At 39.6% G+C, this 21766-nt stretch carries 18 protein-coding genes; 10 read left to right on the top strand and 8 right to left on the bottom strand.

The window, feature by feature from the left end:
• The first annotated feature begins 36 nt into the window (after positions 1 to 36).
• Positions 37 to 393: a putative quinol monooxygenase gene (locus tag DC53_RS16225; protein WP_033028681.1), complete on the top strand. Its 357-nt coding sequence runs from the start codon at positions 37 to 39 to the stop codon at positions 391 to 393.
• Positions 394 to 850: 457 nt separating this feature from the next.
• On the opposite strand, the gene DC53_RS16230 is transcribed toward DC53_RS16225, so the two are convergent.
• Together DC53_RS16230 and DC53_RS16235 are read right to left on the bottom strand one after the other, a co-directional pair.
• Positions 851 to 1048, bottom strand: coding sequence for a tautomerase family protein (locus tag DC53_RS16230; RefSeq protein WP_007377422.1), 198 nt, complete (start codon positions 1046 to 1048; stop codon positions 851 to 853).
• Positions 1049 to 1171: 123 nt separating this feature from the next.
• The gene (locus tag DC53_RS16235; RefSeq protein ID WP_007377421.1) at positions 1172 to 2092 is read right to left on the bottom strand and encodes a LysR family transcriptional regulator; all 921 of its coding nucleotides are present in this window, start codon (positions 2090 to 2092) and stop codon (positions 1172 to 1174) included.
• 561 nt (positions 2093 to 2653) lie between these two features.
• Between DC53_RS16235 and DC53_RS16240 the strand changes: the two genes are divergently transcribed.
• Complete coding sequence (locus DC53_RS16240; protein ID WP_007377420.1) at positions 2654 to 3139, top strand: hypothetical protein; 486 nt, start codon at positions 2654 to 2656, stop codon at positions 3137 to 3139.
• 33 nt (positions 3140 to 3172) lie between these two features.
• Here the strand turns inward: DC53_RS16240 and DC53_RS16245 are convergent, their stop codons facing one another.
• Positions 3173 to 4378 (bottom strand): anhydro-N-acetylmuramic acid kinase, encoded by a 1206-nt coding sequence (locus DC53_RS16245; protein WP_033028680.1) that lies wholly within the window; start codon positions 4376 to 4378, stop codon positions 3173 to 3175.
• A gap of 149 nt (positions 4379 to 4527) precedes the next feature.
• On the opposite strand from DC53_RS16245, the gene DC53_RS16250 reads away from it, so the two are divergent.
• From DC53_RS16250 to DC53_RS16265, 4 genes are all read left to right on the top strand, one after another.
• Positions 4528 to 5022 (top strand): GNAT family N-acetyltransferase, encoded by a 495-nt coding sequence (locus DC53_RS16250; RefSeq protein ID WP_033028679.1) that lies wholly within the window; start codon positions 4528 to 4530, stop codon positions 5020 to 5022.
• A 179-nt stretch (positions 5023 to 5201) separates the two neighbouring features.
• On the top strand, positions 5202 to 6230 hold the full coding sequence (curA, locus tag DC53_RS16255) for an NADPH-dependent curcumin/dihydrocurcumin reductase (RefSeq protein WP_007377416.1): 1029 nt from the start codon (positions 5202 to 5204) through the stop codon (positions 6228 to 6230).
• Positions 6231 to 6280: 50 nt separating this feature from the next.
• On the top strand, positions 6281 to 6898 hold the full coding sequence (locus DC53_RS16260; RefSeq protein ID WP_033028678.1) for a glutathione S-transferase family protein: 618 nt from the start codon (positions 6281 to 6283) through the stop codon (positions 6896 to 6898).
• A gap of 213 nt (positions 6899 to 7111) precedes the next feature.
• Positions 7112 to 8731 (top strand): methyl-accepting chemotaxis protein, encoded by a 1620-nt coding sequence (locus DC53_RS16265; RefSeq protein WP_007377414.1) that lies wholly within the window; start codon positions 7112 to 7114, stop codon positions 8729 to 8731.
• A 108-nt stretch (positions 8732 to 8839) separates the two neighbouring features.
• Here DC53_RS16265 and DC53_RS16270 read toward each other — a convergent pair whose 3' ends face one another.
• The 3 genes from DC53_RS16270 to DC53_RS16280 all read right to left on the bottom strand — a co-directional run bounded on the left by DC53_RS16270 (position 8840) and on the right by DC53_RS16280 (position 12082).
• Complete coding sequence (locus DC53_RS16270; protein WP_007377413.1) at positions 8840 to 9148, bottom strand: YkgJ family cysteine cluster protein; 309 nt, start codon at positions 9146 to 9148, stop codon at positions 8840 to 8842.
• A 344-nt stretch (positions 9149 to 9492) separates the two neighbouring features.
• Positions 9493 to 9900 (bottom strand): type 2 periplasmic-binding domain-containing protein, encoded by a 408-nt coding sequence (locus tag DC53_RS16275; RefSeq protein ID WP_033028677.1) that lies wholly within the window; start codon positions 9898 to 9900, stop codon positions 9493 to 9495.
• Between the two features lie 253 nt (positions 9901 to 10153).
• Positions 10154 to 12082, bottom strand: a complete 1929-nt coding sequence (locus tag DC53_RS16280; RefSeq protein WP_033028676.1) for a RecQ family ATP-dependent DNA helicase — start codon at positions 12080 to 12082, stop codon at positions 10154 to 10156.
• Between the two features lie 247 nt (positions 12083 to 12329).
• On the opposite strand from DC53_RS16280, the gene DC53_RS16285 reads away from it, so the two are divergent.
• Both DC53_RS16285 and DC53_RS16290 read left to right on the top strand, forming a co-directional pair.
• Positions 12330 to 13634, top strand: a complete 1305-nt coding sequence (locus DC53_RS16285) for an NAD(P)/FAD-dependent oxidoreductase (RefSeq protein WP_007377410.1) — start codon at positions 12330 to 12332, stop codon at positions 13632 to 13634.
• Positions 13635 to 13729: 95 nt separating this feature from the next.
• Positions 13730 to 15229, top strand: a complete 1500-nt coding sequence (locus DC53_RS16290) for a phospholipase effector Tle1 domain-containing protein (RefSeq protein ID WP_033028675.1) — start codon at positions 13730 to 13732, stop codon at positions 15227 to 15229.
• Positions 15230 to 15640: 411 nt separating this feature from the next.
• On the opposite strand, the gene arfA is transcribed toward DC53_RS16290, so the two are convergent.
• Both arfA and DC53_RS16300 read right to left on the bottom strand, forming a co-directional pair.
• Positions 15641 to 15841 carry a ribosome alternative rescue factor ArfA gene (gene arfA / locus DC53_RS16295; RefSeq protein ID WP_033028674.1) on the bottom strand — a complete coding sequence of 67 codons (201 nt, stop codon included), beginning with the start codon at positions 15839 to 15841 and terminating at the stop codon, positions 15641 to 15643.
• A 203-nt stretch (positions 15842 to 16044) separates the two neighbouring features.
• Positions 16045 to 18585 carry a TonB-dependent receptor plug domain-containing protein gene (locus tag DC53_RS16300; RefSeq protein WP_033028673.1) on the bottom strand — a complete coding sequence of 847 codons (2541 nt, stop codon included), beginning with the start codon at positions 18583 to 18585 and terminating at the stop codon, positions 16045 to 16047.
• A 671-nt stretch (positions 18586 to 19256) separates the two neighbouring features.
• Between DC53_RS16300 and nosR the strand changes: the two genes are divergently transcribed.
• Together nosR and hemH are read left to right on the top strand one after the other, a co-directional pair.
• Positions 19257 to 20585: a response regulator c-di-GMP phosphodiesterase, NosR family gene (gene nosR, locus DC53_RS16305; protein ID WP_007377405.1), complete on the top strand. Its 1329-nt coding sequence runs from the start codon at positions 19257 to 19259 to the stop codon at positions 20583 to 20585.
• Positions 20586 to 20659: 74 nt separating this feature from the next.
• Complete coding sequence (hemH, locus tag DC53_RS16310) at positions 20660 to 21679, top strand: ferrochelatase (RefSeq protein ID WP_008139258.1); 1020 nt, start codon at positions 20660 to 20662, stop codon at positions 21677 to 21679.
• The last annotated feature ends 87 nt before the right edge of the window (positions 21680 to 21766 follow it).

The following is a 21766-nucleotide window of genomic DNA, read 5'->3' as shown; positions in this document are numbered from 1 at the left end:
CAGGCTGTATAAAATTTAACTCGATGGAGAGTATTTATGAAAAATGAAATAACGTGCAATTTTTTTCTTGATGTGAAAGAAGGTAAATTAATAGAGTTCAAAGAACTCATTTATAAAATTGTGGATGTTGTAAAAAAGGAGCCTGGCACTTTAACGTACACATATAATATCAGTGAAGATGGGAAAAAAATTCACATCGTTGAGAGATATAAAAATATAGCGTCAATCATCAGTCATATTGATGAAAGTTTTGCGCCATTCGCGAAAGCTTTTTTATCCTTGGTTGATATTTATGCATTAAATGTTTACGGTGTTGCAGATAACAATTTACGTGAGAGACTGGACGTATTTGGCGCCAAATACTATGTATTAGTGGATGGGTTTTCTCGATAATAATACAAGAAAAGCACTAATATAAAATTATACACTTGTGAATATTACTCTTTTTATAAATAACCAGCTTATATATGAGGGCTATTTATCGACAAGAGAATTGCGCTAAAACTAGCAAAAACACGTATACATAATTGTTCTAAATAAAAATATTTAACCTGCCCCCTGGTTAAGAGATTTACTAACGTATTGAATCATGGTGATATTTAAATTTATTTTCTCTAGCCAAAGGTTTTCAGTGAAACAAGGCGAATTTACGCGTCAATAGCTGGCCTATTGCAAGTAAATTCAACGCCGTTAGCGTTTAAACTAGCTGCTTTTAATTTGCGACTCTATTAAAACAATTTCTGTGTATCTTCAGCATAAGCAATAATGAAAGGTATTTGTAAAAAAAGTATAGAAGAGAGCCATTGATTATAGTTCTAACTCCATCAATGGCTTATTTATATCTGTATACCTATGATGATTTTTTTAGCGTTTCAGCAAAAATTTCTCCTGAAATAGCCCAATCTTCTGTTTTTACATCATTAAAAATAACGTAAACATATTGCGGATCAACATCAGCGTGTTTAGCTATTGATGCTGTCACTTCTTTTGCTATCGCTTGTTTAGCATGATCACGACCTTCAAACATTTGAATATTAACTACTGGCATTAGGTATCTCCTTTAATTAGATAGGTGTTAACTCGTCAACAATATGACGAAAACAGCATAACAAAGACGCATAAGTAGATAAATGCGCAAAAAGGAGACTCTAAGTAGCATTAATTTCTACAATTAATTAAAATTACCCTCATCTGATAAGCGTATAAATTCGTCAATAATAAACCTGACACTGGGCAGGAGGTGTTTTGTTTTTGGCCAAATAATATGTAACTCAGTTGAAGCAGGATTTAACTCTGGCAAAATTGGTACTAGCTTACCTTCATCTAGCCAAGGCTGAAGCAAAGACTTAGGAAACTGAATGATTCCCGCGCCAGCAATACAAGCATCGACCATAGCATCACCATCACTAATTTGATGAAAGGGCTTAGGATGAAAGCGCATATCATCACCATCGGTATTTTTAATTAACCAATGTAGTGAACTACCGCCTCGCCAAGCCACTATGCACTGATGGCTTGTTAACTCAGCAAGACTCGTTGGGGTACCTAAACGTGCTAAATAAGCAGGAGAAGCGGTTAAAATCAAATGTTGAGAAGTCAGTTTTCTAGCAACTAAATCACCACTATCTTTTATGGCACCAAATCGAATAGCTAAATCAAAGCCAGCATCGAGAGGATCAATAATTTTATCATTAAAAGTTACTGTTAGTTTTAATTGTGCATGTTGCTCAGCAAGCTTCAATAAAACAGGTAACACAAAAGAGCGACCAAACGCAGCTGGCACATCGATTCGTACTCGACCTGAAGGTTGGGATAATTTTGATTGTAACGCTAACTCTGCTGACTGAAGGGTATCTAATGCCAATTGACAGCTTGCTAAATACGCCTCTCCTTCAGTAGTTAAACTCAGTTTCCTAGTTGTGCGATGAAAAAGCTTGGTGTTTAAATGATTTTCTAATTTAGCAATGCTTTTACCTAATGCTGATTTGGAAATACCTAACTCTTCAGCTGCTGCGGTAAAGCTTTCATTTTTGGCCGCTGCGGTAAAATAGACAATGCCTCGAAAGGAATCAGATAACACTGTTGACGACATACAATAACACCTATTTATATGGTTAAAAATAAAACACTTCTTTCTAAATAATTACCTTATATTTGGCCTTAGATCATTACGACCTCGCATGGTCACTCAACATCAAAAATCGACCGTCAAGGCTACTAAAATGTTTTGATGTAGTTACTTGGAATCATAGCCAATACTTCTCAAAAGCTCTAATTAGATGTAAGTTATCAGAGTATTCTAATTTCGAAACTATATCCAAATATTCTACTTTGTAAAAAACAGACTGTGTATCTAACTGAACTCTAGTTAAGAGGTTTACTAACACATTGAGACATGATTATATTTAAATTTATTTCTCTCTCACCAGAGACTTCCAGTGAAAACAAGGCGAATCTACACGTCAAATATTACCTTCATACCTTATAATTTCTGATTGAGAAATGATTTCAAAATCGAGTAAAAAAGGACCGATCCTTTTTGATCAAACCACTCAATAATTGTACTAATCAATGCAATTAGTCATAATTCTGTAACTTTGATCCGCGATAATCTTTATCCGATAAATGAATACACTCTAGAAGATTAAGTAAGATGAGTACACCTTTAGTGCAACTAACATTTGCACTGCAATCATTTGAAGATCCGATGTCTGCGGCTATGAGCCACACTATGGAATACGAAAAATTATCGCTTACAGCCAATGCTGCGCATAATATTACACTGCAATGTGTATTGCCTGATGCAGTCAATGAGGGCGATATAATTTCGCTTAGCGCAACACATCCAAGTGCGCGTGGTGCACAGTACTTTAGTGAGCACACACTCACTAATGCAGATCTTGAACGTGATTACGTAAACCTTACTTTGAGACAAATTACACAAAGCCAATGCTTTGTAATGCAAATGATGCTGCACGGTAAACACGCAACTTTAAAAAACAGCCTACAATTCGATATGCATATTAACGCATTTGAACAAGGTTACTGCGCACCCTTTGTTAATGTAGAACGGACTAAACCACAAGGTATTCGTAGCTATTTTGCGAGTATGGGATCTACGTTTTTATCGCTGTTTTAGTGCTGGCTGCACTCTTTGCAGATTTATAAGTTATTAGTCTGCAAAACTTACTTTACCCATAGTGACTCCCGCGATACCTTGTGCAGTATTACTTAGGTGTTGCTGCTCTCCTGCTAGACATTCGTTTGCTAAAATAGCAAATAACACGGCCTCTTTTGCGTCGGGATTTATACCTAAATCGTCAGTATTTTTAAAAGCCTTAATACGTGGACAAAGCGCTGTAAGTTGCGCCATTAGTAACGGATTATGAATACCGCCACCACTTGCATACACCACACAATTTTGTGCGCGCTCTGCACACTCGTTTAATGCATTTGCTATAACGGTTGCAGTAAAGGTATTTAAGGTGGCCATTATATCTTCATGGCTTAAATGGTGAGTATTTGTAACCTGCTGTGCAGCATTTAAATACGCTAAGTTAAATACCTCTGGCCCTGTGGTTTTAGGCATTGGGAGTTTAAAAAACGCGTTATTACATAATGCATTCAATAATGGCGTATTTACCTTGCCTGCTTTTGCTATTGTTGCGCCATCGTCATAATGCATATCTTTAAAATGTTGCTGTACGTACGCATCCATAATGGTATTACCGGGGCCAATATCGGAGCTAAACACACCGTTTGCATCACCATTTTTGGGTAAAAACGTTAAGTTAGCTATGCCGCCCATATTTAGCAAAACCCGACTTTCAATAGCGCTCGAAAAATATAAATAATCGCCATACACAGCCAGTGGTGCGCCCTCGCCTCCTGCGGCTATGTGTTTTTGCCTAAAATCCCCAATGGTTGTAATACCCGTAGTAACGGCTATTTGGTCGCTATCGCCAATTTGTAAGGTGCCGTTATTAAAGCTTTTGTGATTATGTTGCGACTGCGGACAGTGGTAAATGGTTTGCCCGTGGCTTGCTATTACATCAATACTTGCCGGATTTATTTGCCAAGTATGTAAGCACTTATTAACCATGTCGCCATGGAATTTACCTACCCACGGGTGCAATAAAGTAACAAGCTCTAAATCGCATTCTCGCTTAGCAAATACCTGCTTTATTTTAGTTTTATAATCGTCGTTATAATCAACAGTGGTAAAATTTAAAACCTCAATGTGTGTATTTAAGCCTGCGCCCGTTACTTTACACAGTGCAACATCAAGCCCGTCCAACGAGGTGCCGCTCATTAAACCAATAATTAAACGGCTTGGTTTTTGGGCGCTGTTATAAAGCGCTTTAATGTGAGGGTGCATAATGGCATCTAAAATAGGTGTAATATTTTGCTTATATTAGAGGACTTTAAAACAAAGTAATAGCCGTAAACCGTTTAATTTAGGTTCTGATTGTTTAACTCTTAAATGATTGCTAAGTTAGCGTGCATACTAAAAATTTATGGAAAAATATGATCACCCTCAGAGAGTTTAAAGCCCAAGACGCGCCTTTTATTATTAACACCTTAAATGATGAACAGGTGACTCGTTACTTATCGTCAAAAATTCCGTTTCCGTATACTCAAGCCGATGCTGATTGGTGGATAAACCAAGGCTCAAAAAACGGTATTATTAAGGCCATTGTTGTAAATGGGGAATTTGCGGGCTGTATTGGCATAATTTCCGGCGAATTTGAATACAGCCACAGTGGCGAAATTGGTTATTGGCTAAATAAAACCTATTGGGGGCAAGGCATTATTACTCGCGCTATTGAACTTATCTGCGAAGAAGCGTTTGCGCAATCTAACCTAAATAGAATTTTTGGCGCTGTGTTTGCTGGTAATACTGGCTCTATGAAGGCACTTACTAAGAGCGGCTTTGAGCAAGAGGCTGTGCTTAAACAGGCCATTTATAAAAACGGGGTGTTTTACAACAATCATATATTTAGTAAGCTCAAAGCAGACTAATTACTCTAATTAAATCTGCGCAAAGGTTGAATTATCAACCACCCGCCCAAAACTCCTTTATTAAGGTACGCATTGTACATATTCATACTGCTTAGCCGCGCATTATTGTTTAGCTGAACACGATTTTTAAAGCGTAAACATTCGGTAAGTAGTTTATTTATATTAATAGGAGATTTTTTATGTCTACGACTAGTCGCCAACTTACTCTTGAATCACGCCCTAATGGCGCTCCAACAGATGAAAACTTTAAATTAAAAACGGTAGAGCTTCCTGCATTAAAAGACGGCGAAGTTTTACTACGTACTATATACCTATCACTAGACCCGTATATGCGTGGTCGTATGAGCGATGCTAAGTCGTACGCAGACCCAGTTAATATTGGCGATGTAATGGTTGGCGCAACAGTGTGCCAAGTAGAAGAGTCTAAAAACGATAAGTTTAGGATCGGCGAATGGGTACTTGCCTACACAGGTTGGCAAGACTACGCCATTACCGACGGCGAAGGCTTAATGCAGTTAGGTAAAGAACCTGCAAACCCTTCATACGCATTAGGTATTATGGGTATGCCTGGCTTTACAGCGTATATGGGTTTACTTGATATTGGCCAGCCTAAAGAAGGCGAAACCGTAGTTGTTGCAGCAGCAACAGGCCCAGTAGGTGCAACGGTTGGTCAAATAGCTAAAATTAAAGGCTGTAAAGTAGTGGGTGTTGCTGGTGGTAGTGAAAAATGTGCACACGCAGTTGAAAAACTAGGGTTTGATGCCTGTATTGATCACAAAGCTGATGACTTTGCGGAGCAGCTAGAAAAAGCCTGTGATAAAGGCATTGATGTTTACTACGAAAATGTGGGCGGTAAAGTATTCGACGCCGTACTACCATTACTAAATACCGCAGCGCGCGTACCATTGTGTGGTTTAGTATCGCAATATAACGCTACTAGCTTGCCAGAAGGCCCTGACCGTTTAGGTATGCTAATGGGTCAATTGCTTACTAAGCGTATTAAAATGCAAGGTTTTATCATTTTTGATGATTACGGTGACCGTTACGACGAGTTTGCACAAGACATGCAAAAATGGCTACAAGACGGGAAAATTCAATACCGTGAGCACATGGTAGAAGGCATCGAAAATACAGTAGGCGCGTTCAACGATATGATTTGCGGCAAAAACTTTGGTAAAACAGTGGTTAAAATTAATAACCCACTTTAATTTTAAACGGCTTGTAAGGCCAAGCCCTTACAAGCCATAAAAGGACTGACATGATTAAACTACACCATTTAAATAAATCCCGTTCTAAACGTATAATTTGGCTTTTAGAAGAGCTAGATGTTGACTACGAAATTGTGGCTTATCAGCGTAATAAAGACACCTTCCTAGCCCCTGACGAATTAAAGCATATTCATCAACTTGGTAAGTCGCCGGTAATTGAAGACGGCGGTTTAATTATTGCTGAATCAGGCGCTATTACCGACTACCTTATTTCTAAATACGGCAACGGTAAATTTGCTCCAAAAGTTAATACCGCTGAATATGTTGACTACCAGCAATGGCTTCACTTTGCAGAAAGCTCAGCAATTTTACCGCTTTTACTTAAAATGTTTGTACTAAAAGACGGCGCTAAAACACAGTTTTTAGAAGGCTATGCCGACGCTGAAACAGCTAAAGTAATTAGCTACTTTAACGACCGCCTTGAAAGTAAACGTTATTTAGTGGGCGATACCCTAACGGGCGCTGACTTTATGATGTCGTTTATTGTTGAAATAGTTAAAAACTCAGGTCAATTAGCGCACTTTAAAAACCTCGTTAAATACGACGAGCAATTACAAAGCCATGAAAAGTTTCATACAGCTAATGAGCTAGAAGCAAAGTACGACTAATAAATGATTTAATATAGATAAACTCAAGAGGCCTTAGGCCTCTTTTTTAGCTTTATAGCTTAACCATAAATTTTATATACATATTTTTTACAAAAAAAACTTATTATTGTGCTAAATCTAGTAGTCATGGTGCATAATGCATTCACTATTCTAAAATTTCTTAATTGTACTGGTAAGCTTAAAAACGAGTACTTTTCATATTTGGGACAAACCATGACAATAAATATGCGCTTAGCTACTGGTTTCGGCGTGATCTTATCAATGATGCTTATTTTAACCATTATCGGAATTTCACGTGTTAGCCTCATTAACTCTAATATTACTCACATAACAGACGTAAATTCGGTAAAACAGCGATACGCTATTAATTTTAGAGGCAGTGTACACGACAGGGCTATTGCAGTTCGCGATGTTGTGTTAATAACAAACCAGAGCGATTTAAATACCGTTTTTAATAATATAAAAGAACTCAACGCATTTTATCAAACATCGAGCCGCGCTATGGCCGAGTTAACTACAGATATGTCGAGTGCAGAGCGCGCTCTTATAAATAAAATTAACCAAATAGAACGACGTACCCTCCCCTTTATACAAAATGTAATAAGTGCTAAAAATGCGGGTAATTTAAACGAGGCTTCGAATATTTTATTAAACGATGCCCGCCCTGCTTTTACCGAGTGGCTTAATACCATAAACCAATTCATAAACTTGCAAGAGCAAGCAAATCAAATAACAACTATCGATACCCGCGAAGTAGCCAGCTCATTTAAAATATGGATGATTTCGTTAACGGCACTCGCTATTATCATTGGTGCAAGCGTCGCTTATATTATTAGCCAGCTGATCAGAAATTCAGTCGGTGGAGAACCGCAAGAAGCCGCTGAAGTAATTGCACTTATCGCACAAGGCGATTTAAGAGGCGATGTACACTCGTGTTGCCCCAACAGCATGATGGCATCAGTAGGAGTAATGCAAACTAAGCTAAAAGCCATTGTAGATAGTATTATTAATTCATCTGAAGAGCTCTCAACACATTCAGCAAGTGTGGCATCAGGCTCACAACAAGCGCTAAGCGCAGCCGATACACAAGTGACATATACCAATTCTGCTGTCAGTAGTTTAGAAGAAATGAGTCGCAGTATTCATTCTGTTGCCGATGCAGTAAGACAAACTGAAGACAATTCAAAAATTACGGCCCAGTTATCGCAGCAAGGCAGTACGGCGGTGCAAAAAGTAGCAGCCGAAATTGAACAAATATCAGTAACGGTAAAAGCGACGGTTACTCAAGTAAATGTGCTTCAAGAACATGTAAAACACATTGGCGATATTTTAAGTGTGATACGCGGTATTTCTGATCAAACAAACTTGCTTGCACTAAATGCTGCAATAGAAGCCGCAAGAGCAGGCGAAACAGGCCGAGGGTTTGCCGTTGTTGCTGATGAGGTAAGACAACTTGCCCAGCGTACCGGTGATGCAACAGGCGATATTGAAAAGATGATTTTGCAAGTACAAGAAAACACGCAAGCGTCGGTAACAGCAATGGAAACGACTGTACCGCAAGTCGAAAACGGCTTAACGCTTACTCACGAGGCAAACGAGTTACTACACCAAATACAGCAACAAGCTAACGACTCATTAAGTAACGTACTTGAAATTGTTGAAGCAACATCAAACCAAGTAGCCACCGTGGCGCAAATTAGTACCGGCGTTGAAGAAATTGCCAGTATGTCGAAAGAAACCAGTATGTCACTTAATAGTAACGCACAAGAAGCCGTTGCATTAGCTGACCTTTCAAACACACTTAAGAAATATATTAGTTACTTTAAAGTTTAAGTGTTTAGCGTTTTACAGTAATTAAAAAAGGGGCTTTAAGCCCCTTTGTTGTAGGTAATAATAAGTTGTATGTAGGTATAATCTAGTTAACTAACTTGGATGCTATCACTATATACCCGCTAAATCGCGCTCAGTAATACACTCACCCGACGCCATTTCAAACTCGCGGCATACCAATGGGCGGTTTTCGTAAATAGAGCACATAAGCGTATTTCTATCGAGCGCTTCGCACCAACCATCGTCTGCGCGCTTCATCACCTCGCTCCCCCATTTATCGTATTCAATATAGTTAAAGGGCACGCCGGTATCGGTTACTATGCGCACTTCTAATTGGCAACAACAGGCTTGGCAGTTAGCACATGTAACTGGCTCTGAGATAGTAGAAATATTTTCAACGGGGATAACAATATGCGGCATAGTGGCTTAAATAAGAGAAACTCGTCAATTAGGATACACGAGCAAACAAAACGTGCTAGTAAATTTTATTGTAGTTGATAAATATAATACTAATCCGAAATAATACTTAATCAATTTGATTAGTTAATCTGATACTAAAATTTCTTATATACGGCTGTATGGGTGCAGGATGCAGAGCAATGCAGGGAGCAATTATCGATAACAACTAAATAACGAAATTTTTGTCTTGTTATAAACAATACTTTTTTATCTTAAAGTAGCTCATTTAATTAAACGAGCGGGTATGCCAATTAAAAATATTAAGCGTGCAATTACTTAGCACGCTTGTTTGGTGTTTTTTAATATTAAAAGTTTAAAACCACTTTAACATCGCCCGATACCGCAGAGGTAGAAACAAAACCAATGGTATTTGGGTTAGTTGCAACCATTTTAATGACCTCAGCGTCATTTTCGAGCGCTTTAGGTGGCGTGCCTTTGCCAGTAAAAATAAGTTTTGACCAATATGCTCTCAACTGTGAAGCGCTTTTATTGAGTAACTTGCTGTTAAACTGCTCTGTAGCGGTATTTTTTTCTTCTTGAGATACAGGAATAATTGCATTGCCATTACTAAACGACTTTTCTTTTCCGGTGTAAATTCGAGTAATAACAGACTCGTCAAAGCTGCTATCATTCGAGGGATGCACAATAATGGCAAAATCTGCAAAGGCAACATTACTAAACAAAAACAGAACACATAACACTAATTTTTTCATCTCTATCCCCTTAAAAAACAATACCAAACGTGGTTACTTTACTATTACTCATTACTGCTGATGAAAACGAGCCACTTTGTCTCTTTCTTGCAGCAGTTTTAAACACATCTAAAACAATCAATTTTGAAGTCTCGATGCTCACATCATCTATGTATGAACGAAATATCCACGTTGAGTATAGTTAAACCACGAGAAAATAAACAAAAATTTAACATTTTTTATCGTTATTCTGGTTTGGTAATTATTTAAATACCTATCTAGCAAGAAGTGTTGCTTTAATTTCGCTGTAACGCATCTGCTCGCACAGTGCAAAACCACTCAGCTGGCGCACTTTATTACGCGCAAATAACGGCACACTCATCCCCGCTAAAAAGCGGCATTGGGTTTCAATACCCACATTATGATTACCCTTACCTGCCATATGCGCTAAAAACTCATCTACCTTTTGATAAATAAGTTGCTCGTCAATATAGGCAGGCTCTATAGAGTATTCAAGCTTAACCGCATGGCCTCTACACACACTACAATGCCCGCATTGCTCAGGTGCATTTTGATCGTCAAAATAGCGCGCTAAGTTATAGCTTAAGCAACTTTGTAGCTCAAAAAAGCGAACCAGTGCAGCAATACGTTTAATTTCGGCCTGTTCTTTATCGCTAAAGTAGTCGTGCAGTTGCTGGGCAAGTTCAGGGTTGTTTATAACCTCTCCATGCACTTTGTATACTTGGGTAATACGTTTAGTTTCAAGCGTTATTAGGTTTTTTTCGGCTAGGTAGTCAAGAGCAGCCACTACACGTTTTCGATCAACCTGCGCGGCTTGTGTAAGGGAGTCAAAATTTAGCGTACCCCATATTTTTTTAAAATCGGTATGGCTAAATATTTGTGTTAAAAATGCTTGGCGCTGCTGGTCAAACTGGCTTAGTAGCTCGTTTTTATCAACCAAAAATTTGTATTTAAAATCGGCATAGTAGGCATATTGTGGCGTTATTGCGCCTTGCATTTCTAGTTGTACTAGCAAGGTTTTAAGGGCCAGTTGCCTAATATTGCTTTCGCTTGAAAGGCTGTACTCTTGCATTTCCCATTGCTGGTGGCTTTGGCGAATATCGTTAATTACATATTCAATACCGCTAAGCTCTGGGGTGTCGCCATATACAAAGTTTTCAACCGTATTTAGCCCATCTAAATTGGCAAGGGTGTAGCAATTTGATGGATTGCCATCGCGCCCTGCACGGCCAATTTCTTGGCTGTAGTTTTCTATCGATTTAGGTAAGTCATAATGTATAACAAAGCGAATGTCCGACTTATCAACGCCCATACCAAAGGCAATGGTAGCCACCACTACGTTAATTTTACCCGCCATAAAGTCATCTTGAATTTGCCAGCGTAGCGTATCTTCAAGCCCTGCATGGTAAGCAACAGCGTGAATACCTTGCGCGCTTAGCACATTAGCGACTTGCTCTGCGCTTTGCTGTAGCGTTACATACACAATACCAGGGCCACTTTGCGCGCGCACAATGTTGGTAAGCTCGGTATTTTTATCGGCTGTTTTAACACTCAACACGCTTAAATCTAAATTAGCGCGGTAAAAGCCCGTTTGTACAATGCACTCAGGCGATATAGCAAATCGCTCTGCCATATCGCGTTTTACTTTTTTTGTGGCCGTTGCAGTAAGCAACAACACTAAAGGAATATTAAGCTCTTCGCGGTAACGTGGCAGTTTAAGGTAGTCGGGTCTAAAGTTATGGCCCCATTCTGATATACAGTGCGCTTCGTCTACCACCAGCATAGAAAGCGCCACTTGGCTTATAAATTCTCTAAAGCGTTCGTTTTTAAATCGCTCAACCGAGACCATTAATACTTTAATTTTACCGTTTCGCACGTCGTTCATTACAGTGCTGCTTTGCATTTGATCTTGGCTCGAATCAAGGCTGGCAGCATAAATGCCTTTGCTATTTAAAAAGCTAATTTGATCTTTCATCAACGCAAGTAAAGGCGAAACCACTAAGGTTAAATTAGGTAAGTGCAAAGCAGTGAGTTGGTAACACAACGATTTACCCGAGCCGGTCGGAAATATAGCCAACGACGATTGACCATTTAAAAGCTGCTCTATAGTTTGTTGCTGCCCTGTTCTAAATTGGCTAAAACCAAAATGTTGTTCAAGTGACTGAATTAATGGCGTGGTCATAAATACCCTTTTCGTTGTTTTTCAAACAGCGATTTAACTGCACAGCTAAGCGATAAAAAAGTGAGTATAACTTATATGCCTTTAATCATCATTTTTTGCTGACATATCCTTTATTTAAGCGCAAAATAACCTCACTAAAGAGTATGTTATTACGTTTGCCAAAAATAATTTTCATAATACCCAAATAACCTCAAAACACTAAAAATAATACAGATTATTTGGGTATATTATTTTTAAGGGCAACGTTATGAGTATTACAATACCTAAAATCGTCGTTATTGGCGGTGGTGCTGGCGGGCTAGAGCTTGCAACCCAACTAGGGCATAAACTAGGGAAAAAAAACCAAGCAGATATACTGTTAATAGACAAAAACCGTACCCACATATGGAAGCCGTTACTGCACGAAGTAGCGACAGGCTCTATTGACCCCGATTTAGATGGCGTTGTGTACTCAGCCCATGCCGCAAAACATCATTACCGTTTTCAACTTGGTACTTTTTGCAATATAGACCAAAGCAATAAAACAATTACTCTCTCCGCGCTCAACGACGAGTTAGGCCACACCATTTTACCTGGGCGCACGGTACGCTACGATCACCTTGTTATTGCCATTGGCAGCGTAAGTAACGACTTTAATACCCCAGGTATAAAAGAGCATTGTTACTTTTTAGACTCAAGCCAACAAGCAGAACGCTTTCAGCATTCATTACTCGACAGCTTTACGCGCCTTCATCAGGACGACAATCAACAACAATCGCTCAATATCGCCATTGTAGGCGGCGGTGCTACCGGTGTTGAACTCTCAGCTGAGCTTTACCATGTGTCTGAGCTATTAAAGTTGTATGGCTTAACAAATATGTCGTCTAAACGTTTACATATACATTTAATAGAGGCAGGCCCGCGTATTTTACCTGCATTACCAGAGCGCATAGCCACCAGCGCCAAACGCGAACTATTAAAACTCGGCGTAAACGTACGTGAGCAAACGCAAGTAAAAGAAGGCACCGCACAAGGCTTTATCACCAAAGATGAAGAACACATTGATGCCGATATTATGGTGTGGGCAGCAGGCGTAAAAGCGCCTGATTTTATAAAAGATTTAGGTGTTTTTGAGTTGACCCGCAGCAACCAAATTCAAGTAAACGAGTTTTTACAAAGCACCGTTGATGAAAGCATTTTTGTGTTAGGCGATTGCTGCGCATTTACGCAGGCAGATGGTAAGCAAGTACCACCACGCGCACAATCGGCGCACCAAATGGCGCAGTGCGTCGAAAAAAACCTTATCGCCACGCTAAAACAGCAACCACTACGCGGCTTTAAGTATAGCGACCATGGCTCACTTGTTAATTTATCAAGCTACAGTACTGTGGGTAATTTAATGGGTAACCTCACCAGTAATACCTTTTTTATTGAAGGTAAAATTGCCCGCTTTATGTATATATCGCTTTATAGAATGCATCAACGCGCTATTCACGGCAGTGCAAAAACCTTTGCATTATGGATAAGCGAAAAAGTACTGCGTGTAGTGCGCCCAAAAATGAAGTTACATTAAAGGCGATTTAAATTAAAGGCAGTGAGCGTTATCACTGTCTTTAATTTTTAACATTGTCTGTGTAGAGTATTTAAAACAACTAAGGAAATTGGGTTATGACGGGCAAAACGCTAATTTTCAACTTTGATGGCACAGGGAATGAGCCCCGTGACGCAGAGCAATTTAGCTCAGAACACTTTAAAGAAGACGCCAGTATTTCTAATATTCTAAAATTACACTTACTGCTTGGCGGTAAATTAGAAGACTCCCCCATTACCCCACAGTCAAACCAACTCAGTTTTTATTATCAAGGGATAGGCACTAAAGGTAGTCGCTTAAAGCGTGTATTAAACCAAACATTTGCACCTCGTGGTGACGATGTAGCCAGTATTTTAAATCAGGCTTTAACCGATTTTAAAACTCATTACCAACTAGGCGATTCACTACTTTTAACAGGTTTTAGTCGAGGTGCAGCACTTGCCAGGCGCTTTGCAAAATGTCTGGAGTTATTAATATGTGAGCGAGTCTACCTTTGTGTATTTGATACAGTAGCCTCAATTGGCTTATCAAAAGTAAGTAAAGCAACGCGCGGCGCTGAACATGTTATTTTTGAAAACCACACCATAGCCACAAACGTATCTCAAGCTCTGCACTGTGTATCGCTTGATGAAAAACGCCGCGCCTTTGAACCCACACTAATGAACCATCAAAATAATATTACCGAGCTGTGGTTTGCTGGCGCGCATTCAGACATTGGCGGTGGTTACTACCGCGATGGCCTAGCCGATATTAGCTTGCGTTATGCACTTGAGTGGTTAATAGAGCAACCGCTTAATATTTCGTTATTAACTAGCAACGATATAGATTACACAACACTACTACCCGATAACAACTTAGTTGCGCAAGATGATGTGACGGTTATTCCTGATCCGCTCGCATTAAGCCATCAGCAAAATTACTTTTGGTTTAACCCCTTATTTAAACTAGTAGACAGAGAATGCTATGTACTTATAGATAACGAAGCTAGCAATCTTAAACCTTTAGTGCATCACAGCGTTGCAGAGCGTATTAACAAGCTAACCAGTTACCGCCCAGAATCGCTTAAAAAACTGCATTACAAAATTAGCTATAACGACAACACCACGCTTAGCTTTATTGGTTTAAGCCAACATATAGAACTGGCTAATCAAAACATGAATGTGCTGAGCGTTAACCAAAGCCAAGATGTAATAGTATTTGCTAGTGAGCAATACAATGCAACTGGCCTTATGCTAGAGCAAGGCGCTACTTACCGTTTTACCCCATATCCAAATCAATACTGGTTTGACGATGGTATAAAGTGCACACCAATAGGTTGGCATCGCGATAATGTGAAGCTTGGCGTAAAAGAAATCCCAATGGCAGTGCTTGAGCCATTTAGACGATTGCCTCATGCACAATGGTTTTCGTTGATAGGGGCGATTAATAAAAACGACGAGCACCTATTTAAAATAGCTGACGGCGCTGATATTAAAATTACTAAATCTGGTGAGTTTTGCCCATTTGCAAACGACTTAAGCCGCTTTTATGGTGCGAACGCAGGAAAAATAAAAGTAAAAGTAACAAGACTGGAATAGCCTGTAGACGCGCAGCTTGTTGGCGTGTAAAAACGCAGTTTTTAGGATATTAAGTAATGAGAAGCTTTGCTTCTAACGTGAGCAAGCTCGACGTCTACACATCATATTCTGAAACTTGGGTATAAACCCTTGTAGACGCGCAGCTTGCTGGCGTAACGAGTGAAGCACGTCATATTGAAAATGAAAAACAGACTTTAGGTTAGAAGCTGCGCTTCTCGCGTGAGCAAGCTCTACGCCTACAAGAAATCGTAACCGCAGCTCAATAATCATTCCCTTGTAGACGCGCAGCTTGCTGGCGTAACGAGTGAAGCTCGTCATATTTAAAATGAAAAACAGACTTTAAAATTAAAAACGATGCTTCTCGCGTGAGTTAGTTCTGCGCTGGCGAAAGCCCTATTTGATCGTTGCTATTTAAGCGGCGATTAAATAGGACTCTTGTCCTGAATGCTTGTTGCTACGTTTAAACGAACCTTTGCCTTTTTTAGCTTTAACCACCTGTGGTTTAAATAATTTAGAGGTTACCAACGCTGCTAGTGCATTGTGGTTTATAACGCCTCGTCCTGTGTCTACCGCGCTGGTGTTTGCGGTTTTTGCTTTAGATTTTTTAGTCATATATTTCCTATCAACTAATGGTTATTTTAAGTTAAATAATAAAGAGGCTTTTATATTGGCCTATTTAAGAGATGGCGATTGTAGGCTTAATTTTCAACCGCGCAAGTATTTTTAATGCCCAACAGGTGCTTTTTTATAATAAAAAAGCATAAAAAAAGCGCAGTTAATAACTGCGCTTATAATTACTTAGTTTACTTTATAAATTAAAAACTAAAGCTTACTTTTGCATAATACGTTCTGCCGTCAAAACCGTATGGCAATGCGCGTACAGGGTATTTAAATGCGCCGTTGGTGATAAAATTAAGTACTTCGTCATCACCTAATTCATCTGGCGTTTCGTCAAATACGTTATCGGCACCAACCGAAAGCGCAAACATGTCGTTAATTTGGTAGCTAACATTTAAATCAACTAACACTGCAGACTCAACTGTACTTGTTGGTTTAAATGAACCCGTAGGCGAAAGCTCACCTGGTAATGAAATATGGTCGTTACCAAAGTATTTTACGTCTGTTTCGCCAAAGTAGTTAAAGCGAATGGTTGATGTGTAGGCATCGCGTTCGTAGTCAAACGTAAGCGTTGCACGTTCGCTCGGTTGTCCGTCGGTAAAAAAGCTACGTTGTAAATCATCAAAAGCAACCGCTTCAGGAATACCGTCTTTTGCATTTACGCTGTCAATTTTAGTATCGTTTAGGTTACCTGCAAAGGTTACTCCTAAATTGCCGCCTTCAACTTCAGTGCGGTACGATGCAATAATATCAACACCTTGCGTAGTAGAATCAACCGAGTTTGAGAAGTAGTTAGCTTGCACTGCACCAGTTGCTTGTAGCGCTGCAACCGCTTCTGAGCTAAACGATACGTCGTCAACCGAAAGTAAGCTGCCAAGTGTAATACGGTCTTCAATTTCTACACGGTAAAAATCAACCGTTAACGAAAGCTCGCTTGTTACATCGTAAACAAAACCTGCACTGTAGTTTGTTGATGTTTCAAGCTCTAAGCTATCTACGCCTAGCGCACTTGGGAAAGCGGTCCCAGTGTTTGCCGTGAACGACTGCGTTAATGTGCCGTCTGAGCCTAAGTTAGTTGTAAAAGCTGTATAACCACTTTGTTGAAGTGATGGCGCTCTAAAACCAGTAGATAGTGCACCACGTACTGCAAAGTCATCTGAAAATTCATAACGTGTTGCTAATTTACCAATTAAATCATCCCCAGCATCTGAGAAATCTTCATAGCGTAGCGCACCACTTACGTTCCATGCGTCGGTGATCATGGTTTCTACGTCTACATAAACTGCATAGCTGTTACGGTCGCTGTCGTTAGCCGCTTCAGGGCGAAGGCCGTTATAAGCTTGAAAACCACACTGTGCAAATTGATCCGGATCGTTTACTGATGGGTACGAGGTATCCATATTTGCTAACCCACAGGCGTATGATGATTCATCGCCTGGCACTATTTCGTAGTTTTCTTTACGGTATTCGGCGCCTACTGTTACATATAAAGGCTCACTACGGCCAATATCTACAATACCGTTTACATCAAGGTTAACCGTTGTTTGATCGAATCTAAAACCACCTGAGTAACCGCCAGTAGGGCCAGAGTTTGCTGTAATATCGGTATCGCTTGCACTTGGGTTATTAAATAAATACTCAGCCGCGTAAGAAGCGTTTAATGTATTACGTGATGTAAAATCGTATTGGTTTTCACCATAAACAGCCGATACATCGTAAGTCCAATCTGTGTTTATATCGCCTTTAAAACCAAGCGCGACTGAAATATCTTGTGCTTCGTTATATATGCGCGGTAAAAAACCATCGCTGTATACTTGTGTTACGTTTTTAGAGGCTTCGTTAAAGTTACGGTAAAAACCATTACCCAGCGCCGTGCGCTCAGAGTAGCCACCAAACGAGTAAAGCTCGCCGTCGCCCATTGGTAATGCCATGTTGTAAAATAACGACGTAAATTCACTTTCTGAGTTACCTTGGCCCCAGCGTACATCTTCACTTAGCGTACCTGGTTCAACATTAAGCGAACCACCCGTATCGCGCTCGGCGCGGTTAGTGCCGTCGGCATCACGGTACTCAAGCGATAGGTTAATAAAGCCGCCTTCGTTACCTAATTCAAAACCACGGTTTAAACCTGCTGAAATAGTGTCGCCGTCACCTTCACTTGTGCCGCCGTATTGTACAAAACCCGTTGTAATACCGGTTGAGTTATTAAGAGATAAGTTAATAACACCTGCAATCGCGTCAGAGCCATACTGCGCTGCAGCGCCGTCGCGTAATACTTCAACGCCTTTAAGCGCCGTTAGCGGAATGGCATTCATATCAGTACCCGCAGCGCCTGCACCTACTGTACCGTTAAGGCCAAAAATTGATTGGTTATGACGACGTTTACCATTTACTAATACAAGGGTTTGATCTGGTTGTAAGCCGCGAAGTGTTGCGGGTCTAAATAAATCAGAACCGTCTGATACTTGTGTACGCGAAAAGTTAAATGAAGGCGCTGTCGCTTGAAGGCTTTGGCCTAATTCGGTAAAACCACCTTTAGTTAAATCATCCGCGTCAATTAAATCAATAGGAGAAGAAGACTCTGTAGAGGTGCGGTTAGATACACGCGATCCTAATACAGATATTTGCTCTATGTTTTTAGCAGCTTGCACTGGTGCTTCTTCTGCGTTAACAATGCTTGGTGCGCTAAACGCAAAAGCAACGGCTACAGCAAGTGTATTTAAACGGTATGTTGACATAGTGACGACCCTGTTTTTTTGTGTGTTCTTATAAATTATTTAAACCACTTTATTAGCAGCCTGTGCAAACATCCTAGCAACATATACAAATAAAAAGAAATAAAAAATGGTGTAATTATGCAAATATTTTATAACATAAGAAAAAAACACTTAAAAGTGCGTTAAATACATACAAAACAGGTATTAATTTTCAAATTACCAGATTTAACGTTTTGTTTACAATGTGAATTATAATGGTTATTGTCTGTTTTGACGGGTAATGAACAAAAAATACTCGTAACTTAGTCTAAGGCACTATTTACTTTTATTTCTTCGTCGAAAATAGCATATAGCGTAAACAAGCATTTTTAACTTGCCGACTACTCAGCAATTAACTTTAAGCATAAACATTTAGGGCGTGTTGCTCTTTGGTGGTTGAACTTGCAGTAGACTGCTTGGTTTTTAGGCAAGGCCATGTAGTGTGGTTATTATCCATAAGTAGTCGATAACGCAGCATAAATAACAAACATGCGCTGCCCGAAAGGTTCTTTCTAGGGACTAATTTTAATCCACAAAGATCAACGCGCCCTAATCATCTTTGACAATTATGTAACTGGAGTGATTTTTTGAGCTACGCTTTAATAAAGTAATCTTAAATAAAAAATACATTATTGACTTGTAAGGATAAAGCTATGACAGACACAGCTAAAAAAGCTGCCATGACTCACATTGATGTACTATGCGTTGACGATGATGAAATAGTATTGCGTTCACTCACCCGTTTACTAAAAACAAACAAACTAACGGCGATCGCGTGCAGTAACCCCGAAACAGCTTTAACACATTTAAAAAGCCACGAATTTGGCTTAATCATCAGCGATATGCGCATGCCAAAAATGAATGGCGCACAGTTTTTAGAGCAAGCCCGTAAGCTTGCGCCTGACACACAGCGTATTTTATTAACAGGGTATGCCGACATAGAAACAACCTTAGCCGCAGTTAACCAAGGTCAAATAAGCGGTTATATCCAAAAGCCTTGGCAAAACGATCTGCTACTTGGCAGCATTAATAATAGCCTTGAAAAATTTCAGCTAAAAAAACAAAATCAAATACTTGAAGAACAAGTAAAAACTCAAAACTTAGAACTTATCGAATTAAACAATGATCTTGAACAACGCGTAGAAAAACGAACTAAACAAATCAAACAAGTTTTAAAACAATTAGAAGAAGCAAGTGAACGAGAAAAGATAGAGCATAAATCAACCGTCGAGCTTTTATATAACTTTATAAATGCAAACCCTTATCTCGATGGAAATAGGGCACAAAACATTGCCAATACCTGCACCCAAATAGCGCTTTATTTAAATTTATCGCAGAAAAGTATCGATCTTGCGCCGATGGCTGGCTACTTAGCGCAAATAGGGTTACTTGCCATGGATCCTGATCTTTATAAAAAACCAGTCAATAAATTAAGCGAGTCGCAGCGTAAAACATTTTATACGCACCCAAGCACAGCACAATTAATGCTAATGCCAGCAACACATTTACATGATGTTTCTGACGCTATTTACCATCAGTTTGAGCGTTATAACGGGAATGGCATGCCAAAAGGTTTAGCCGGTAACGATATACCGATTGGCGCAATGGTGTTGGGTTTAGCGCGTGATTACTGGGATGCTTTTGAACAAAGTAATGCCGCAAATGAACAAGACCGCCATGTACATGCGCTCGATACTGTAAAGCTTTATAGCGGTACATTTTATCACCCTAAAATTGTACGTGCTCTTGAGGCTAGTCAAACAAAAATGCGTGAGCAAAAAAGCTCAGCTGGCTCAATACTTATTTGTAACGCTAGCGAACTTAAAGAGAACATGATTTTAGGACATGCTCTGCATAGCCACACAGGCATAATGCTATTACCAAAAGGCCATATATTTAGCCGCAAATCAATCGAAAAACTGCAACAGCTTGAAGCCAAAAAGCCGACTCCATTTAGAATAATGGTTAAAACCGCTAAATGATTGATCTAAATCGCAGTTTTTTTCGTTACAATGTGTCTAAAATAAATTAATGACTTTGCTTGAAGGAGCACACCGTGTCGCGATTTTCTGCCGTTACCGACAATCCCCACGATCAGCGTTTTAACCAAAAAACGGGAATATTGCTTACCAACTTAGGTAGTCCTGATGCGCCGACGGCTGCAGCACTGCGTATTTACTTACGAGAGTTTTTATCAGACCCCCGTATTGTAGAAATACCACGCCTAGTATGGATGATTATTTTGCATGGTATTATTTTACGAGTCCGCCCTAAGCGTTCAGCCAAATTATATGAAAGTATATGGACCGAAAACGGATCACCACTAACCCATATTACACGCCAGCAAAGTATTAAGTTAAATACCCTACTAAAAGAAAAAGGCTACACCAATACCGAAGTTGTTATGGCAATGCGCTACGGCAATCCATCTATTGAAGCTGGCCTTGAAGCCTTACGAGAAAAGGGATTAACACGTATTGTTATAATGCCAATGTATCCACAATATTCGAGCCCAACTACGGGTTCTACGTTTGATGCTGTATCAAACGTACTGCGTAAATGGCGCTGGGTACCAGAGCTACATTTTATAAACGGCTATCATAAAAATACACGCTATATTGAATCGCTTGCAAACAGCATCAGTGAAGATTTAGAAGCAAACGGCATGCCACAAAAATTGGTTTTTTCGTACCACGGCATGCCTAAACTATTCTTAGAACGAGGCGACCCGTATCATTGTTTGTGTTTACAAACGACCCGCTTAGTAGTAGAAAAGTTAGGCTTGGATAAAGATAAAGTAATTAGTACGTTTCAGAGCCGCTTTGGCAAAGCTGAATGGTTAAAACCTTATACCGATGCAACACTTCAAAGCCTACCAAGTGAGGGAATTAAAGACATAGCGATTATAAGCCCTGCTTTTAGTGCTGACTGCCTCGAAACACTTGAAGAACTTGAAGGCGAAAATCGTGAAATTTTTGAAGAAGCTGGTGGCGAAAAATACCGTTACATTGCGGCACTCAATGACCGAGACGATCACATTGAAGCCATATATGATGTACTAAAACCGATGTTATAAACGTTCATAACTGCGAGTAAATAGTGACTTTTAAGCGGTGTTAGCATTAACACCGCTTTTTATTTTATAAAACCTCACCTACAACAA

The sequence above is a fragment of the Pseudoalteromonas fuliginea genome (assembly GCF_000690055.1).
GTDB lineage: Bacteria > Pseudomonadota > Gammaproteobacteria > Enterobacterales > Alteromonadaceae > Pseudoalteromonas > Pseudoalteromonas fuliginea.
The sequence above is the reverse complement of the archived record's forward strand: the minus strand, read 5'-3'. Positions and strand labels throughout refer to the sequence as shown.

Excerpts from the sequence above, each read along its gene's own strand:
- DC53_RS16225 (WP_033028681.1), top strand. The coding sequence starts at position 37 with ATGAAAAATGAAATAACGTGCAATTTTTTTCTTGATGTGAAAGAAGGT.
- DC53_RS16230 (WP_007377422.1), bottom strand. The coding sequence starts at position 1,048 with ATGCCAGTAGTTAATATTCAAATGTTTGAAGGTCGTGATCATGCTAAA.
- DC53_RS16235 (WP_007377421.1), bottom strand. The coding sequence starts at position 2,092 with ATGTCGTCAACAGTGTTATCTGATTCCTTTCGAGGCATTGTCTATTTT.
- DC53_RS16240 (WP_007377420.1), top strand. The coding sequence starts at position 2,654 with ATGAGTACACCTTTAGTGCAACTAACATTTGCACTGCAATCATTTGAA.
- DC53_RS16245 (WP_033028680.1), bottom strand. The coding sequence starts at position 4,378 with ATGCACCCTCACATTAAAGCGCTTTATAACAGCGCCCAAAAACCAAGC.
- DC53_RS16250 (WP_033028679.1), top strand. The coding sequence starts at position 4,528 with ATGATCACCCTCAGAGAGTTTAAAGCCCAAGACGCGCCTTTTATTATT.
- curA (WP_007377416.1), top strand. The coding sequence starts at position 5,202 with ATGTCTACGACTAGTCGCCAACTTACTCTTGAATCACGCCCTAATGGC.
- DC53_RS16260 (WP_033028678.1), top strand. The coding sequence starts at position 6,281 with ATGATTAAACTACACCATTTAAATAAATCCCGTTCTAAACGTATAATT.
- DC53_RS16265 (WP_007377414.1), top strand. The coding sequence starts at position 7,112 with ATGACAATAAATATGCGCTTAGCTACTGGTTTCGGCGTGATCTTATCA.
- DC53_RS16270 (WP_007377413.1), bottom strand. The coding sequence starts at position 9,148 with ATGCCGCATATTGTTATCCCCGTTGAAAATATTTCTACTATCTCAGAG.
- DC53_RS16275 (WP_033028677.1), bottom strand. The coding sequence starts at position 9,900 with ATGAAAAAATTAGTGTTATGTGTTCTGTTTTTGTTTAGTAATGTTGCC.
- DC53_RS16280 (WP_033028676.1), bottom strand. The coding sequence starts at position 12,082 with ATGACCACGCCATTAATTCAGTCACTTGAACAACATTTTGGTTTTAGC.
- DC53_RS16285 (WP_007377410.1), top strand. The coding sequence starts at position 12,330 with ATGAGTATTACAATACCTAAAATCGTCGTTATTGGCGGTGGTGCTGGC.
- DC53_RS16290 (WP_033028675.1), top strand. The coding sequence starts at position 13,730 with ATGACGGGCAAAACGCTAATTTTCAACTTTGATGGCACAGGGAATGAG.
- arfA (WP_033028674.1), bottom strand. The coding sequence starts at position 15,841 with ATGACTAAAAAATCTAAAGCAAAAACCGCAAACACCAGCGCGGTAGAC.
- DC53_RS16300 (WP_033028673.1), bottom strand. The coding sequence starts at position 18,585 with ATGTCAACATACCGTTTAAATACACTTGCTGTAGCCGTTGCTTTTGCG.
- nosR (WP_007377405.1), top strand. The coding sequence starts at position 19,257 with ATGACAGACACAGCTAAAAAAGCTGCCATGACTCACATTGATGTACTA.